Here is a 14824-nt window from a genome sequence, read left to right on the forward strand (position 1 = left end):
GAATCAAAAAAGAATAAAACTCAGTCTTGGGGGACTCAGTCCGGTAGAATACCGGACTGAGCATCAAAAAGCCGGTTAACTGAAACTGTCCAGGTTTTGGGGTTCAGTTCAGCAAGCGTCGCATCAGGCATGATGCGCCAATTGCCTACGTTTTTTACTCTTGTGGCCATAACCACGCAGCGCCGCGTACGCCGCTGGAATCACCGTGCTTCGCCTTACGCACCGGTGTTTCACATTCGCCGCCGAAGACAAATTGTTTAATCAACTGCGGAACCGTTTGATATAAACGGTCTACATTGCTCATCCCGCCCCCCAGGACAATCACATCCGGATCGAGAATATTCACGACATGTGCCAGCGATTTTGCCAGCCGCAGCTCGTAGCGACGCAATGCCAGTTCCGCTACCGGATCGCTTTCTTCAACCAGGCGGATAATTTCACTGCCTTTCAGCGCATGTCCGCTCAAACGACGATAATCCGTCGCGAATCCCGTGCCCGAAATAAAGGTTTCAATACAACCTTGTTTACCGCAATAACAAGGGACTTCCTCGCGATAACGCAGTTCGTCTTCGTCCATCCACGGTAGCGGATTGTGTCCCCACTCACCTGCCGTGCCATTGCCGCCGATATGCGCCCGCCCATTGAATGCCACGCCCGCGCCGCATCCCGTGCCGATAATCACGGCAAATACCGTCTGCGCTCCCGCTGCCGCGCCATCTACTGCTTCTGAAACCGCCAGACAGTTGGCGTCATTTGCCAGCCGCACTTCCCGCTGCAACCGCGCGCTTAAGTCTTTATCGAATGGCTGACCGTTGAGCCAGGTTGAATTGGCATTCTTCACCACGCCGGTGTAAGGCGAAATTGAGCCAGGAATGCCCATACCTACCGTTCCGCGCAGCCCTGTCGCCTGCTCCGCCATATCAACCAACGTGGCGATCGTTTCAATAGTCTGCCGGTAATCATCACGCGGCGTGGGCAGACGATGGCGGTACAACTGCTCCCCTGCATCGCCCAGTGCAATCACTTCAGTTTTGGTGCCGCCTAAATCGATACCTATACGCACGGTACTCTCCTTATTTTTTTCAATATCAATAGCGTAGAGACGGACAACTGGATTGGCAATGCAAGGCCGCCGACAATTCGTTATCATGCCCGCTAAATTTAACGACAAGGCCGTGGAAATTATCATGCTGTGGTTCAAAAATTTAATGGTTTACCGTCTTAGCCGCGAGATTTCGTTGCGTGCAGAAGAGATGGAAAAACAGCTAGCCTCGATGGCATTTACCCCATGCGGCAGCCAGGACATGGCGAAGATGGGCTGGGTTCCTCCGATGGGATCGCACAGCGATGCGTTAACGCACGTTGCCAATGGTCAAATTGTTATCTGCGCGCGCAAAGAAGAAAAAATCCTCCCGTCTCCGGTGATTAAACAGGCGCTGGAAGCGAAAATCGCCAAACTGGAAGCGGAACAGGCGCGTAAGCTGAAGAAAACCGAAAAAGATTCGCTGAAAGACGAAGTGCTGCACTCTCTGCTGCCACGTGCTTTCAGCCGTTTTAGCCAGACAATGATGTGGATCGACACGGTTAACGGTTTGATTATGGTGGACTGCGCCAGTGCCAAAAAAGCGGAAGATACGCTGGCATTACTGCGTAAAAGCCTGGGGTCGTTACCGGTTGTACCATTGAGCATGGAAAACCCGATTGAACTGACGCTGACCGAATGGGTACGCTCCGGCAGCGCGGCACAGGGCTTCCAGCTGCTTGATGAAGCCGAGCTGAAATCGCTGCTGGAAGATGGTGGAGTGATCCGCGCGAAGAAACAAGATCTGACCAGCGAAGAGATCACCAATCACATTGAAGCCGGAAAAGTGGTGACTAAACTGGCGCTCGACTGGCAGCAGCGCATTCAGTTTGTGATGTGCGACGATGGTTCGCTCAAGCGTCTGAAGTTCTGCGACGAGCTGCGCGATCAAAACGAAGATATCGACCGTGAAGATTTCGCCCAGCGTTTTGATGCCGATTTCATCCTGATGACTGGTGAACTGGCAGCGTTAATTCAAAACCTGATTGAAGGATTAGGTGGCGAAGCACAACGTTAATTGCTGATTTACCTTTAATGCCGGATGCGACGCCTGCCGCGTCTTATCCGGCGTACGAAGCCACACCAGGCATATAATTATTCGCTACGGCGGGCAATAATTTTTAGCGCAGCAATATTATGCGTTTTACGCTGTAACTTGCTCCATGGGCGTTGTGTCATTGTTTTTCCTCAAGCCGGTGACGCGCTTCACTGCGAATTTTCCGCGTTGCCCCGGTTTTCACTAAATCACGTAACAGCGAAAGATCGGGTTGATCGACAAATAAGAGTAATGATGGATCATCTTTTAACCACATCGTTTTCACATCGGCAGCCAACTGTGGATTATTAATAACCAACGCCCGATCCTGAGGCTCAGTCAATGCCGTTAACAACGACGCCGGGGTATGTGCGTTGCGCAATGCCGTTTGGCGCAAATGATCATTGCGACTTTGCAGCAATGCACGCCACCATTCATCATCTGATTTATCTTTTATCGTCGCCAGTTCCGCAACAATATCTGGAGATCTTCGCTGATATTTATATCAACCTTGATGAATTATGAATATATCGGAAATCGAAAAAATCGCAGCAAAGGAAATATTATTATGGGTTTATGAGAGAACATTTCAGAAAAATGCCCTCCCGTTCAAGGGGAAGGCGAGGAATTACAGATAGCGGCACAGATAAGAGGTGGGTTCGGCAACTTGCAGATGAAACTCACTGTGACCGGGAACATTAAACACCGAACCGGCTTCATACACTTGCCAGTCGGTCGCGTCAGGCAGTAACACATTCAGCGCGCCACTGATTACCGTCATCTCTTCCGGCTCAGCGGTGCTGAAGGTGTATTCGCCTTCAACCATAACACCCACGCTGGCGCGACCAGTGCTGCTGCTGGAAAAGCCGATCGATTTCACTTTGCCGGAAAAGTACTCATTACTTTGAAGCATAAACTGGCCCTGTCTGGTAGTTGAACATCTACTTCACTATAGGGGCCAGAGGCGCTGGCTGTCACGCAAAATTACACCAGTAATTCCGCAGCCAGCCGTGCAATCAATACGTTAGAGAGCAAGACAGGAACATCGAGCTGTTTTTGCAGTAAATCGCGATGACGCTGGTTAAATCCCAAACAATCCAGCATGATGACATCAGCCCCTTTTGCCAGTAATTCTTTCCCGGCATCAATGATTTTTTGTTCTGAATCATGAATGGGGTTACCCAATGAAAATACTGGCGGTTTCTGCAAAATTTGCCATTTTTGCGCCTGAACGGTCAGCAACTCCTCAACCGGTACGATAACCCCCACCTGATGATCTTCAACAATAGAGGAAACCAGCGGTGGCAATATCCGCGACGGCTCAAGAAAGATCGTATTACGCGCGGTCATACTACTAATGTTTGCTGTACTCATTAATATAATGACGTCGTAACCCTGATTATCGAGCACTTCAACCACACCTTGCAGGTCTCGTTCCACTTTACGACGCGAAACATGGGCCAGCTGGTTGTCATTTAATAATGTGAGAATGGTGTCTTCGCCTGCTTCTGGCGCGTACTCCGCCATCACTTCTTCGCGGCTTAACTTCCCCAGCAGGCTATGATGGGAAATATTATCTTCGTCAATGTATTCTGTCAGGAGCGGCAAAACTTCCTGCATAGGTACAATGCCGATGGTTAGAATCGCCAACGACGCACTCATTGTTCTTCCACCTTACTTTTATTTCGTCGTTAATTACCGGGCAAGCGCTAAGCACCACTGCTGACACTTACCTGTGCTACAAATGACAAAAAGCGTAGCAGCAGACCTGCACGGCATAATGTAAAGATTCCAAATGATTCCAGTAATGGATTGTTATTGTTTAATATTCTAATTATTTGAAAAACATGAATTGTGAAAAATGTGACGCAGATCCCTTGTGGTGGCACTCAGAATCCCTTCCGAGCAGTCTGATGCGGTCACTCTTTGTCAGGGTCCTCATAGCGTTTTTTCGCATCCATCGCTTCCTGAGCGGTCGGATGTTCACTGATCAACGAGTCTGGTTTAGGATGATCGGCTCTGAGTTGGTACCAGGTTACCGTCTGTCCTGGCTTTCCTTTTTCAATCGTCACTATATATGCTTCACGAGGATAAGGCGGTTTCGTTGGCATCGTTCTTCCTTATTTCACGGGATGAACGTTAAGTATAGGCGCTCGAAAATCAACAATTGATCGTCTGTGCCAGGGCACTGCGAATTTCAGAAATCACCTGGCTTGGTTCGTTTGTTGCGTCGATGATAATATGCGCAACTTCGCGATATAGCGCATCGCGTTCTTCCAGCACTTCCTGAACTTCTTCGCTCAGCGGTTTCCCCGTTAAGGTTGGCCGTAAATCTTCTTCCGGTGCAGCTTGCAGTCGGTTAACCAGGACTGATACTGGCGCACACAAATAAACCACGATCCCGTTATTTTGCATAAAGTGACGATTAAATTCCGTCAGAATAATGCCGCCGCCCGTGGCGATAACGGTGGATGGCGCAGTTACCGCTTCCAGCGCCGCCGTTTCTCTGGCGCGGAATCCCGCCCACTCTTCCCTTTCGACGATCTCCGCGACCGTCATATTGAGCTGTGATTGCAACCACTGGTCGGTATCGACAAACCGACGGTTAAGCGAATCGGCAAGAGCCATTCCGACCGTTGTTTTACCACAGCCCCGAGGCCCGATCAGAAAAAGAGGTTGTGTCATCGTGGGTTTTCCCCAATAGGTCGCAATGCGGCGAAAGCCGGTGTCATGAGAGTAGCGATCATACCATCAAACTAGTACAATTTCGATTGTAAAGAAAAAATTCCACTTAAAGTGAAAATTTTAATACATCCCTTACTATACCAATAAATTTTCAAGAATGAAGTGTAAATAATAAATTACATTCAGCCACGACTACGTTGCACTTCCAGCCACCACTTCTCCAGCTCCGCGGCAAAGGCCTGGCGGTCACGTTGTGAAAGGCTATCTGGTCCCCCGGTTTGGATCCCACTGGCGCGTAAGGTATCCATAAAATCGCGCATCGTCAGGCGCTCACGAATGGTCGCTGGCGTGTAACGTTCGCCGCGTGGATTAAGCGCCGCCGCGCCTTTCTCGATGGCTTCAGCAGCCAAAGGAATATCTGCGGTGATCACCAAATCGCCAGCTTCACACTGCCGGACAATTTCGTTATCGGCAACGTCGAAACCTGCCGCGACGCGCAGCGTTCGAATAAATCGCGAAGGCGGTACGCGTAAACTCTGGTTTGCTACCAGTACCAGCGGCATCTGCATACGTTCAGCCGCGCGATACAAAATCTCTTTAATTACATTGGGACACGCGTCGGCATCCACCCAAATTGTCATAAAGTCATCCTTTGTTGGGTAATTCTCTATTGTGTCGCGCTTTTGCCTTCCGGCATAGTTCTGTTTATGCTTCTGCCAGCGATTATCAAAACAATGAATTTCACGGCAGGAGTGAGGCAATGGAAAAGAAAATCGGTTTTATTGGCTGCGGCAATATGGGAAAAGCCATTCTCGGCGGTCTGATTGCCAGCGGTCAGGTGCTTCCAGGGCAAATCTGGGTATATACCCCCTCCCCGGATAAAGTCGCCGCCCTGCATGACCAGTTCGGCATCAACGCCGCAGAATCGGCGCAAGAAGTGGCGCAAATCGCTGACATCATTTTTGCCGCCGTTAAACCAGGCATCATGATTAAAGTGCTTAGCGAAATCACCTCCAGCCTGAATAAAGACTCTCTGGTCGTTTCTATTGCAGCAGGTGTCACGCTCGACCAGCTTGCCCGTGCGCTGGGCCATGACCGGAAAATTATCCGCGCCATGCCGAACACTCCCGCGCTGGTTAATGCAGGGATGACCTCCGTAACGCCAAACGCGCTGGTAACCCCAGAAGATACCGCTGATGTGCTGAATATTTTCCGCTGCTTTGGCGAAGCGGAAGTAATTGCCGAGCCGATGATCCACCCGGTGGTCGGTGTGAGCGGTTCTTCCCCAGCCTACGTCTTTATGTTTATCGAAGCGATGGCCGACGCCGCCGTGCTGGGCGGGATGCCTCGCGCCCAGGCGTATAAATTTGCCGCTCAGGCGGTAATGGGTTCCGCAAAAATGGTGCTGGAAACGGGAGAACATCCGGGGGCACTGAAAGATATGGTCTGCTCACCGGGAGGCACCACCATTGAGGCGGTACGCGTACTGGAAGAGAAAGGCTTCCGTGCCGCAGTGATCGAAGCGATGACGAAGTGTATGGAAAAATCAGAAAAACTCAGTAAATCCTGATGACTTTTGCCGGACGTCAGGCCGCCACTTCGGTGCGGTTACGTCCGGCTTTCTTTGCTTTGTAAAGCGCCAAATCTGCCGATTTCAACCACTCACGATAGTGACTCATTTGTGGGTTCAGCGGCGCAACCCCCACACTAATCCGTAAAGTTACCTGTGGCGTATTCGGCAGACGTAATGTATTTAGCCCTTCATGCACTCGTAACATGGCGGTAATGGCGCTCTCAGCTGGCGTACCGGACATGATTACCGCAAACTCATCGCCGCCAAACCGACCAATCACATCGCTACCGCGCAGGGTTATTTGTAACTGTCGGGTAAGCGCCACAATCGCTTCATCGCCCACATCATGGCCCCAGGTATCGTTGATGCTCTTGAAATGGTCGATATCGATAATCAGTAATGTCGCATCGCGGTTATGCCGCCGACAGTTATCAAATTCATTGCGTAACATAGTTTCCCAATGACGTCGGTTATACACGCCCGTCATACCGTCGCGGGTACTCATGACCTGCAACCTGCGTTTATGTTCCGCCAGTTTAGTCGCCGTCTGGTAGCTGACCCAGCCAAACAGCAGAGGATAAATGACGATAATGGGAAGGGAGAGCCACCATTCCAGCGGCGCACTATTGAACGACACGGTGATGCCCGTCAGTTCGAGGGTGACAAGGCAGGAAACCACCATCAACACCAGACCCGCGACAAACAGACGGGGGCCGCCTGCCCCCATCAAATTCAGACACATAATCATCAACATCGCGGTGGAAGGCAGCACGTTTACGCCCATTACGCCTACCCACATTCCCGCTAATACTGCATCGGTTTTTAAGTTGTAAATTTCCCGGCTAAGCGGATCGACGGCCCTGCTCGCTATCTGCCAGGCTAAATGCGGCCAGACGAACGCCCAGCCGACCAACACCAGCCACCACCAGCCCGGCGGCGGGTGCGAAACCAGCGTTGAAGCAATCGGTAAGAACATGCCAGCCAGGCCAACCGCGCGGGGTAGTCTGACGCGACGGGCGAAGCGCAGCCCGGATCGCTGATGATCGTTTTGAGGAGTTAAAGGAGGTTCCTCCCCATGCGCCGCCGCTTTTTTGAAAAAGTTTTCATCATTCATTATTTTTGGGAACATTCAGAAACAATTTTCCCAAATTATAGAGACGGGGCTAAAGGCAGAAGTATGAAATTTCGGGTGAGCCATTTTCGTAGCTCACCCGTTAGCACTATCAGATATCAGGCGGCTTTCTTGAGGCAGGCGCTCATAAACTTATTACGATCATCACCTTTCAGAGATTGTTGCGTTGCTTGATTATTACATTCGCGCATCTTTTGCTGCTGTGGCGTCAAACTTTTTTCACCAGGCGCAGACTTGCTGTTCTTCAGGCAATCACTCATGTAGGTCTTACGAGCATCCCCTTTCAACGCCTGCGCCGTCGCCTGCTGATTACAGGAGGTCATACGCTGTTGTTGCGGGGTTAAGGTTCTCTCGGCAGCGCCGACGGTGGTTAAAAAAACCAGTCCGAAAAGCAAGGTAACCAGTAATGTTATTTTCATAGCACCATCCCTCTTCATGTTTTAACCATGAGCGTTTGCGCCCGTGATCTGCCATTAAGTCTGGTTGCTAACAGCAAAAAAACCACCCGACAGCGAAAATTCACCGCCGGGCGCGGTTTTATTTCAGCCCCAGGGCGGCTTTCATGGTGTAGAAGAGATCGGTCTGGTCGGTCAGTCCAACGACATTGGCAGCATGTGGGCCATACGCCGCAATACGCAACTGACTGCCGGTATGTTCTTGTGAATCCTCTTCGGAGTTCCCGTAACTCATCACCATCACTGCGCCATCTTTGGTATTTAGCGCCTGGGTGAGGCCCGGCGCTTTGGTGTCCGCCGCGACAATCTGGCTGGCGTGGGCGTGATCAGCGGTGACTATGACCAGCGTGTTGCCATCCTTTTTAGCGAATTCCAGCGCACGTTGTACGGCTTCATCGAGATCGACCGTCTCGCCAATTTGCCCACAAGGATTCGCAGCGTGATCCTGTTTATCGATGGATGCACCTTCAACTTGCAGGAAAAAGCCTTTCTCATTTTTACTCAACAATTCAATGGCTTTGTCGGTCATCTGCGCCAGGGTCGGTACACTGTCATTACGTTGCGGATTAGGCGTACAGGTGACTGCGGGCTTATCGATATTGCCGTGGTACGTTGCTTTCGGTCCTAGCCAGCGCACTGGCATATTGCCGTCAGCAAACAGTCCTAGCAGGGGTTTTTGCTGGTTCGCTTCCGTCACCGCATTTAGCGAGGCAGCATCACTCACCAACTGATAACCACGCGCCTGTGCCTGTTCACGCAGCGTTTTTCCCTGCCATTCACCGGCGGTTGCCGTTTCAGCAAAGGTTTTTGCGCCGCCGCCAAGCGTAACATCGGCACGAGCGTTAAGCAGCTGTTCGGTAATCGATCCTTTCCCGCCTTTTTCCAGAGCGTTACCCGTACATTTTTCACTGGTCACGCTCGGACCGTAGCATTTGCGCGAGGTCACATGCGACACCAGCGCAGCGGGCGTAGCATCCTGCAACTCTGCGGTAGAAACGTTACCGGTCGCCAGACCTGCGGCTTTTGCCATTTCCAGAATCGTTGGGTGATCTTTTTCGTGAATATCGACGCCCAGCGCGCCGTTATAGGTTTTGACACCAGTTGACCAGGCGGTTGCTGATGCAGCCGAGTCGGTGACGTAGTCCGGTTTACCGGTTTTTTTATTCAGCGCATAGTGAGTGTATTGCCCGGTAAGCGGTAATGCATCGATACCTTTAAAAAAGCCGCCCGCACCTTCGGCATAATTGCGTGCAGCAGTAATTTCCGAGTCCCCCATCCCATCGCCAATCAGCAAAATAATATTTTTGGCGGGTTTATCGCTAAGAGAATCACGCAGAGCGGCGGTCTGATCACCCGTTAAGCGGCGAGCACCGCCGGGTGCAGTAATATCTCCCTGAGCAGCCCGGTTTTCCAGAACAGGCATTTCTGGTGTCCGGGCTTTTGTCACAGGGGTAAACAGTAACGGTAAGAGTGCCAGTGCAATAGTGCTTTGTTTCACTTTATTTTCTCCATGTACAAATACATTAAAAAATAAAAACAAAGCGACTATAAGTCTCGGCCGTGACAGCTTTATGACAGCTGTTGAAAAGATTAACTTTTTACTGACGAGGATGCTTCAATAACTTCTTTACATAATTGCGCAGCAGCTCCGTATCGTCGTCAGGAATGCTGGCATCGGGCTTTACCTCGTACAGCGCCCCCTCTACCTGATCAATCAACCTTTGTTGGTCATTTTGCGCCATATTGCGAAGCATTGCAGTGACGATAATCTCCAAAGCTTCTACCTGCGCGCACAGTTCTTTCGACTCTTCTTCTTTTTGGGCAAGCTTAAATAACAACTCAGCAATGAGATTTTTCATGTCTGTATTTCCTTATCCAAAGTATGGAGAAGTTAACATTATGTTTCACAACTTCATAGTGTCTGGAAGTATTATTTTTATGACAAAGGAAATACTTTGCGCAAATATTTTTTGTTTGATTACCAGCGAAACGTTTCTCTTATTTTAATAATTACCCACACAAAATATAGGCTTTTAATTATCAACCTTTATTATAAATAAAAGTTATGAAATATATTCTCTTCGTAAACTTATAATTAAGAGAAAAAAACTCACTGCATGGCCATACAAGCCAGGAATAAATTAGCTTCCCGTTCATCATTTTTGTGATCTTGCGCACATCATTGAGATAACGCGCTTTCTTCACCAGTACGTTGCACGCTTTGTCAGCAGAAGATTGCAACATTCTGTCAGAAGGCCGCGAATCCCCCGTTTTGTCGTGGTAATGTATGCACTTTGTGTTAGACGGGATAGGTTTTTAAGATGGAAAAACTGCGGGTAGGAATCGTTTTTGGTGGTAAATCAGCGGAACATGAAGTGTCTCTGCAATCGGCAAAAAACATTGTCGATGCCATTGATAAAAGTCGCTTCGACGTTGTGCTGCTGGGCATTGATAAACAAGGGCAATGGCACGTCAGCGATGCCAGCAATTATCTGCTAAATGCAGACGATCCTGCCCATATTGCGTTGCGCCCTTCGGCGACCAGCCTTGCGCAGGTGCCTGGTAAACATGAACATCAGCTTATCGACGCGCAAAACGGTCAGCCGTTGCCGACGGTGGATGTCATTTTCCCGATTGTCCACGGTACGCTGGGCGAAGATGGTTCCTTGCAGGGAATGCTGCGGGTCGCCAATTTACCGTTTGTAGGTTCTGATGTTCTGGCTTCAGCGGCCTGTATGGATAAAGATGTCACCAAACGTCTGCTGCGCGATGCCGGGCTGAACATTGCGCCATTTATTACCCTGACGCGCGCTAATCGTCACAACATCAGTTTTGCCGAAGTGGAGTCTAAACTGGGGTTACCGCTGTTTGTAAAACCGGCTAATCAGGGCTCTTCTGTTGGTGTCAGCAAAGTAACCAGTGAAGAACAGTACGCAATTGCCGTCGATCTGGCGTTCGAGTTCGACCATAAAGTGATCGTTGAGCAAGGGATCAAAGGTCGTGAGATCGAATGCGCAGTTCTGGGCAACGACAATCCGCAAGCCAGCACCTGTGGCGAGATCGTACTCACCAGCGATTTTTATGCCTACGACACCAAGTACATTGACGAAGATGGCGCGAAAGTGGTAGTTCCGGCAGCCATTGCGCCAGAAATCAACGATAAGATCCGGGCAATTGCCGTTCAGGCTTATCAGACGTTGGGATGCGCAGGCATGGCGCGTGTAGACGTGTTTTTAACCCCAGAGAACGAAGTGGTGATCAACGAGATCAACACACTGCCTGGCTTCACCAACATCAGTATGTATCCGAAGCTGTGGCAAGCCAGCGGTCTGGGTTACACCGACCTGATCACCCGTTTGATTGAGCTGGCGCTGGAGCGTCACGCTGCGGATAACGCATTGAAAACCACAATGTAATATTTAAACGCCCGATAATATTCTTATTGGGCGTTTTCAGTTTCTTCATCGCGACGACGAATAATCAGCCCCGCCAGCCAGAAACTAATCACCCACGTCACCAGACCGACGGCATAGGTCTGCCAACCTTTTGCTTCAAATCCCAGTAACCCCACCACGCCATTAAGAATGAATATAAGGCCAATGGCGAACGCATAGTAGTGCCAGTCACGGCGGATTTTTACAGGCAAGTTCATGGCAGCTCCGTTAACGAAAAACAACATCCTTGCATATTCTGCAACATCCGTCTGTGGCGTAGACAACATTTCCGTAATTGTTAATAAATTTAACTTAAGGTTGTCATTTTGTGACTTACGACGAAGATTCACGCTTCGGGAATATTCCCAACATCAATTTACCATGATTCTGATATTGACAATCTTAATGACCTGTCAGACTTGCCATAAGCCGCTGGTATCACACCAGAAGAGAAGCAGATGACTTCCGGAGGTTTTTATGGCTGATTTCACCCTGTCAAAATCGCTGTTTAGCGGAAAATATCGCAATGCCTCTTCAACGCCTGGCAATATTGCCTATGCGTTGTTTGTGCTGTTTTGCTTTTGGGCTGGGGCGCAATTGCTGAACCTGCTAGTGCATGCGCCCGGCGTCTATGAGCGTTTAATGCAGGTCCAGGAAACAGGTCGCCCACGGGTGGAAATTGGTTTAGGTGTCGGCACCATTTTCGGGCTGATCCCGTTTTTAGTTGGCTGCCTCATTTTTGCAGTAGTGGCGCTATGGCTGCACTGGCGACATCGCCGCCAGTAAGATTTACTTGCCAGATAGGACCTAAAACGCTTTATCTGGCATGACATTCCTGTTTGATCACTGTTTCATACAACGCGCCCGCCGTTCGTCTACGCGCTTCGCAAACCAGGCCGTAGTCAGGTTGCGGGTGATTTTCGGGCTTTCCAGTTGAATGCCAGGCAACATTTCGCGGGGTAGTGATTTACCCGTTTTCGCTTCGGCAAGTTGATAAACTTTCTTGTACAGCGCCGTCTCCTCAAAAGAGAAGCTGTCCCCTTTCTCTAACTGGCGGCGAATTTCACTGTCACTCATCCCCAGTTTTCCCGCCAGTTTGCGCGTTGCCAGTTCGGTTTTCCCGGGCTCTTTACTGTCGTAACGAATTAAATCACCGTCCAGTGCCAGCTTCACGCCGCTGGCTTTACTGACCGCGTTCTGAAACGCGGCATTACGGCTGGCGTACCAGCCAGCGTTAAAATCAGCAAAACGGTATATCGGCGCGCTATAGCTGGCGGGATAATTCAGTAAATGGTAAGTACCAAACCACAACCCGCCGCGACGACTGAAGACTTCCTGACGGACTTTACCGTCCATTTTCCACGGATACCCTTTGGTATGCTGTTCGGCAAAGGCAATGCTGACCTGCATCGGCCCACCGGTGCGCACCGGATTAAGCGAACCAAACAACGTCTGCCCCATTGGCACCATGCTGATCAGATCGTCAAAAATCGCGCTCAATTGCTTTTCTGTACGCACCGAATCTAACCGTTCGCTATAGCTTTTGCCGTTTGGCGATTTGATTTTTAGCGCGGTATGCACCAGAAAAGCAGGAATGTGCATCCGTTCAGCACGACGGTCAATCTCTTGCCAGGCGATCTTGCTTAAGCCCGGAACGGCCGGATCTGCCTGATAATTTGACTCCTGCTGCGCCACCGCCAGCACCGAGCAGACGTTTTCCAGCGTCGGTGCCAGCCCCTGACTTTCAAACGTGGTGGCGAGATCTTTCGCCCAGGCATCGCGGTCTTTCACGCTCGCAGGCATCTTCTGCCGCACGACGCTCGCCACATCTATCGCTTTTTCGCCCTTTTTCAACGGTTGCGGAGCCTGACTACTACACCCCGCTAAAACCAGAACCGCCAACAATGACAGCGAAGATAGATGATTGACGCGCGACATTACTTCTCCTTTTTAGCTCAAGGTATGGGTTACTTCCTGAATTTTGTCACCATCCAGCTCATGTTCAAAGCTGCGCAGACGTTTGTAGATAGACATCAACTCAACCAGTGTGGTCCATGAGTTAATCAGGTACTGGAAAGCTCCGCGAACCTGACCAAAAACGTTGGTAATCTGCGTCATCAGGCCGAGCGTAATCGTACCGGCAACAATTGACGGAAACAGCAAGAACAAACCGAAAACGTTATCGACCTGCAAATAGAGAATGCGGGCGATGTTGAAATACATATAGTGAAAATAGAGGCGGAAATAGTTTTTCCGTACGGCGCTAAACAGCTCGCGTACCGTAGGCGGCGTCGCGCGCGTGGCATCGTCTTCACCATAAACCAGCTCTTTACGGTAGGCAGCCTCTACACGCTGGTTTTTAAACTCCAGCCCCGGCAGTTTGATCCCTACCACTGCCAGCAATCCGGTCCCCATTAGCGACCAGACGATAGCGGCAATCACCAGGCCATACGGAATGTGCCCGACAATCGGCAGCTCCGGCACATGCGCGGAGAGCGTTACCAGCACCGGCAGGAAGGCGATCAACGTCATGATAGCGTTGATAAAGCTGACGCCCATATTCTCCAGCGTTGAAGCAAAACGCATGGTATCTTCCTGCACACGTTGGGCGGCACCTTCGATATGACGCAGTTGTTGCCAGTTCGCCATGTAATATTCGTTCATCGCCGTACGCCAGCGGAACACGTAGTGACTGACAAAGAAGTTGTTCAGCACACTGATCACTACCGCGATCAGCGCAATCCCCAGAAAGACGCCCACTTCGCGGTAAAATTGTTCGATGGTGACTTTATGCGGCGAACTTAGCGCGGTTTGAATCAGATCATAGAACGGCGCATACCAGGCGTTGACGGCGACCCCGACTTCCACCAAAAACCAGGTGACGAAGATGATCAGTGCAGTACCGAGTATTGACCAGTATTGCCAACGATGCGGGCTGTAGATAAACCAGAACAATGCAAAAAGTCCTACACAAACAATGTAGTAAGCGTAAAAAATCAGAAAATCCAACGACCAGAAACGCGCGGCGCTAATCGGGATCTGCCCGGAAGCTCCGGTGATACGCGCCACCCAGTCACCCCCACCTGCTTGCCAGAAGATAACGGCAATCAATGCCCAAACAAAGGCCGAGAGAAAAAACGTTCCCGGCTTTGGGAAAAAAGACTTAAACATATGCACTCCTGCTAACTTCTTATCGTTTTAACAACTGCTGTGTATTAACCGCATGACCGCTACAAAGAGTCAGCCAAATGAAACCGCCCATTGTGACCCATAGCAAGGCGCTTAGTTCGCCAGCCTGAGCATAAGAATTGTTTCGACGGATTTCACAAACCAAAGATTGTTTACATAAGCGGATTAACACGCGCAGGATCACAAATGCAGGCATTGGTGAGCAGGAAAAAGATCGTGTTTACGCGCCGTTACGTTTT

The 14824-nt window shown here is 50.2% G+C and carries 20 protein-coding genes and 1 pseudogene; 5 read left to right on the forward strand and 16 right to left on the reverse strand.

What is annotated here, in order from left to right; all coding sequences use genetic code 11:
• Positions 1 to 79: IS3 family transposase (locus ACJHWK_RS10055; protein WP_323498327.1), on the forward strand; the 79-nt coding region annotated here is incomplete at its 5' end.
• A gap of 75 nt (positions 80 to 154) precedes the next feature.
• Here the strand turns inward: ACJHWK_RS10055 and mak are convergent.
• Positions 155 to 1063, reverse strand: a complete 909-nt coding sequence (gene mak / locus ACJHWK_RS10060) for a fructokinase (RefSeq protein ID WP_001521988.1) — start codon at positions 1061 to 1063, stop codon at positions 155 to 157.
• 124 nt (positions 1064 to 1187) lie between these two features.
• Between mak and rdgC the strand changes: the two genes are divergently transcribed.
• Entirely contained in the window at positions 1188 to 2099 is a 912-nt protein-coding gene (gene rdgC, locus ACJHWK_RS10065; RefSeq protein ID WP_001298537.1) for a recombination-associated protein RdgC, read from the forward strand.
• Positions 2100 to 2176: 77 nt separating this feature from the next.
• Here rdgC and ACJHWK_RS10070 read toward each other — a convergent pair whose 3' ends face one another.
• The 7 genes and pseudogenes from ACJHWK_RS10070 to ACJHWK_RS10100 form a co-directional block, all read right to left on the reverse strand.
• Positions 2177 to 2260, reverse strand: a complete 84-nt coding sequence (locus ACJHWK_RS10070) for a protein YkiD (protein WP_120795376.1) — start codon at positions 2258 to 2260, stop codon at positions 2177 to 2179.
• Positions 2257 to 2598: pseudogene (locus ACJHWK_RS10075) on the reverse strand (DUF2773 domain-containing protein); the annotation flags it as partial. The pseudogene ACJHWK_RS10075 and the gene ACJHWK_RS10070, both read right to left, overlap by 4 nt.
• Before the next feature lie 147 nt (positions 2599 to 2745).
• Positions 2746 to 3030: a pyrimidine/purine nucleoside phosphorylase gene (gene ppnP, locus ACJHWK_RS10080; RefSeq protein ID WP_000941942.1), complete on the reverse strand. Its 285-nt coding sequence runs from the start codon at positions 3028 to 3030 to the stop codon at positions 2746 to 2748.
• Positions 3031 to 3101: 71 nt separating this feature from the next.
• Positions 3102 to 3779 carry an AroM family protein gene (locus ACJHWK_RS10085; protein WP_001276411.1) on the reverse strand — a complete coding sequence of 226 codons (678 nt, stop codon included), beginning with the start codon at positions 3777 to 3779 and terminating at the stop codon, positions 3102 to 3104.
• A gap of 257 nt (positions 3780 to 4036) precedes the next feature.
• Positions 4037 to 4228, reverse strand: coding sequence for a protein YaiA (gene yaiA, locus ACJHWK_RS10090; RefSeq protein WP_001142439.1), 192 nt, complete (start codon positions 4226 to 4228; stop codon positions 4037 to 4039).
• 49 nt (positions 4229 to 4277) lie between these two features.
• Entirely contained in the window at positions 4278 to 4802 is a 525-nt protein-coding gene (aroL, locus tag ACJHWK_RS10095; RefSeq protein ID WP_000193393.1) for a shikimate kinase AroL, read from the reverse strand.
• 182 nt (positions 4803 to 4984) lie between these two features.
• Positions 4985 to 5443, reverse strand: a complete 459-nt coding sequence (locus ACJHWK_RS10100) for a YaiI/YqxD family protein (protein ID WP_000158159.1) — start codon at positions 5441 to 5443, stop codon at positions 4985 to 4987.
• A 119-nt stretch (positions 5444 to 5562) separates the two neighbouring features.
• On the opposite strand from ACJHWK_RS10100, the gene proC reads away from it, so the two are divergent.
• Complete coding sequence (gene proC, locus ACJHWK_RS10105; RefSeq protein WP_001295331.1) at positions 5563 to 6372, forward strand: pyrroline-5-carboxylate reductase; 810 nt, start codon at positions 5563 to 5565, stop codon at positions 6370 to 6372.
• A 16-nt stretch (positions 6373 to 6388) separates the two neighbouring features.
• Here the strand turns inward: proC and adrA are convergent, their stop codons facing one another.
• From adrA to ACJHWK_RS10130, 5 genes are all read right to left on the reverse strand, one after another.
• Complete coding sequence (gene adrA, locus ACJHWK_RS10110) at positions 6389 to 7504, reverse strand: diguanylate cyclase AdrA (protein WP_001521984.1); 1116 nt, start codon at positions 7502 to 7504, stop codon at positions 6389 to 6391.
• Between the two features lie 101 nt (positions 7505 to 7605).
• On the reverse strand, positions 7606 to 7926 hold the full coding sequence (gene psiF / locus ACJHWK_RS10115) for a phosphate starvation-inducible protein PsiF (protein ID WP_001295332.1): 321 nt from the start codon (positions 7924 to 7926) through the stop codon (positions 7606 to 7608).
• 118 nt (positions 7927 to 8044) lie between these two features.
• Positions 8045 to 9460 carry an alkaline phosphatase gene (gene phoA / locus ACJHWK_RS10120; protein WP_001521983.1) on the reverse strand — a complete coding sequence of 472 codons (1416 nt, stop codon included), beginning with the start codon at positions 9458 to 9460 and terminating at the stop codon, positions 8045 to 8047.
• Positions 9461 to 9560: 100 nt separating this feature from the next.
• A complete protein-coding gene (iraP, locus tag ACJHWK_RS10125; RefSeq protein ID WP_000792975.1) occupies positions 9561 to 9821 on the reverse strand; it encodes an anti-adapter protein IraP in 261 nt (86 codons plus the stop codon).
• Positions 9822 to 10002: 181 nt separating this feature from the next.
• Positions 10003 to 10206 carry a hypothetical protein gene (locus ACJHWK_RS10130; protein WP_000942026.1) on the reverse strand — a complete coding sequence of 68 codons (204 nt, stop codon included), beginning with the start codon at positions 10204 to 10206 and terminating at the stop codon, positions 10003 to 10005.
• A 77-nt stretch (positions 10207 to 10283) separates the two neighbouring features.
• Between ACJHWK_RS10130 and ddlA the strand changes: the two genes are divergently transcribed.
• Complete coding sequence (gene ddlA, locus ACJHWK_RS10135) at positions 10284 to 11378, forward strand: D-alanine--D-alanine ligase (RefSeq protein ID WP_000413677.1); 1095 nt, start codon at positions 10284 to 10286, stop codon at positions 11376 to 11378.
• A 23-nt stretch (positions 11379 to 11401) separates the two neighbouring features.
• Here the strand turns inward: ddlA and ACJHWK_RS10140 are convergent, their stop codons facing one another.
• A complete protein-coding gene (locus ACJHWK_RS10140) occupies positions 11402 to 11614 on the reverse strand; it encodes a DUF2754 domain-containing protein (protein ID WP_001295334.1) in 213 nt (70 codons plus the stop codon).
• Between the two features lie 259 nt (positions 11615 to 11873).
• On the opposite strand from ACJHWK_RS10140, the gene ACJHWK_RS10145 reads away from it, so the two are divergent.
• Entirely contained in the window at positions 11874 to 12182 is a 309-nt protein-coding gene (locus tag ACJHWK_RS10145; RefSeq protein ID WP_000763151.1) for a YaiY family protein, read from the forward strand.
• 57 nt (positions 12183 to 12239) lie between these two features.
• Here ACJHWK_RS10145 and yaiW read toward each other — a convergent pair whose 3' ends face one another.
• On the reverse strand, positions 12240 to 13334 hold the full coding sequence (gene yaiW / locus ACJHWK_RS10150) for a surface-exposed outer membrane lipoprotein YaiW (RefSeq protein WP_001521982.1): 1095 nt from the start codon (positions 13332 to 13334) through the stop codon (positions 12240 to 12242).
• A gap of 12 nt (positions 13335 to 13346) precedes the next feature.
• The gene (gene sbmA / locus ACJHWK_RS10155; RefSeq protein WP_001304845.1) at positions 13347 to 14567 is read right to left on the reverse strand and encodes a peptide antibiotic transporter SbmA; all 1221 of its coding nucleotides are present in this window, start codon (positions 14565 to 14567) and stop codon (positions 13347 to 13349) included.
• Positions 14568 to 14824: the final 257 nt, after the last annotated feature.

The organism is Escherichia sp. WS547 (genome assembly GCF_046486065.1).
Taxonomy (GTDB): domain Bacteria; phylum Pseudomonadota; class Gammaproteobacteria; order Enterobacterales; family Enterobacteriaceae; genus Escherichia; species Escherichia coli.

Excerpts from the sequence above, each read along its gene's own strand:
- rdgC (WP_001298537.1), top strand. The coding sequence starts at position 1,188 with ATGCTGTGGTTCAAAAATTTAATGGTTTACCGTCTTAGCCGCGAGATT.
- ACJHWK_RS10070 (WP_120795376.1), bottom strand. The coding sequence starts at position 2,260 with ATGACACAACGCCCATGGAGCAAGTTACAGCGTAAAACGCATAATATT.
- ppnP (WP_000941942.1), bottom strand. The coding sequence starts at position 3,030 with ATGCTTCAAAGTAATGAGTACTTTTCCGGCAAAGTGAAATCGATCGGC.
- ACJHWK_RS10085 (WP_001276411.1), bottom strand. The coding sequence starts at position 3,779 with ATGAGTGCGTCGTTGGCGATTCTAACCATCGGCATTGTACCTATGCAG.
- yaiA (WP_001142439.1), bottom strand. The coding sequence starts at position 4,228 with ATGCCAACGAAACCGCCTTATCCTCGTGAAGCATATATAGTGACGATT.
- aroL (WP_000193393.1), bottom strand. The coding sequence starts at position 4,802 with ATGACACAACCTCTTTTTCTGATCGGGCCTCGGGGCTGTGGTAAAACA.
- ACJHWK_RS10100 (WP_000158159.1), bottom strand. The coding sequence starts at position 5,443 with ATGACAATTTGGGTGGATGCCGACGCGTGTCCCAATGTAATTAAAGAG.
- proC (WP_001295331.1), top strand. The coding sequence starts at position 5,563 with ATGGAAAAGAAAATCGGTTTTATTGGCTGCGGCAATATGGGAAAAGCC.
- adrA (WP_001521984.1), bottom strand. The coding sequence starts at position 7,504 with ATGTTCCCAAAAATAATGAATGATGAAAACTTTTTCAAAAAAGCGGCG.
- psiF (WP_001295332.1), bottom strand. The coding sequence starts at position 7,926 with ATGAAAATAACATTACTGGTTACCTTGCTTTTCGGACTGGTTTTTTTA.
- iraP (WP_000792975.1), bottom strand. The coding sequence starts at position 9,821 with ATGAAAAATCTCATTGCTGAGTTGTTATTTAAGCTTGCCCAAAAAGAA.
- ACJHWK_RS10130 (WP_000942026.1), bottom strand. The coding sequence starts at position 10,206 with ATGTTGCAATCTTCTGCTGACAAAGCGTGCAACGTACTGGTGAAGAAA.
- ddlA (WP_000413677.1), top strand. The coding sequence starts at position 10,284 with ATGGAAAAACTGCGGGTAGGAATCGTTTTTGGTGGTAAATCAGCGGAA.
- ACJHWK_RS10140 (WP_001295334.1), bottom strand. The coding sequence starts at position 11,614 with ATGAACTTGCCTGTAAAAATCCGCCGTGACTGGCACTACTATGCGTTC.
- ACJHWK_RS10145 (WP_000763151.1), top strand. The coding sequence starts at position 11,874 with ATGGCTGATTTCACCCTGTCAAAATCGCTGTTTAGCGGAAAATATCGC.
- yaiW (WP_001521982.1), bottom strand. The coding sequence starts at position 13,334 with ATGTCGCGCGTCAATCATCTATCTTCGCTGTCATTGTTGGCGGTTCTG.
- sbmA (WP_001304845.1), bottom strand. The coding sequence starts at position 14,567 with ATGTTTAAGTCTTTTTTCCCAAAGCCGGGAACGTTTTTTCTCTCGGCC.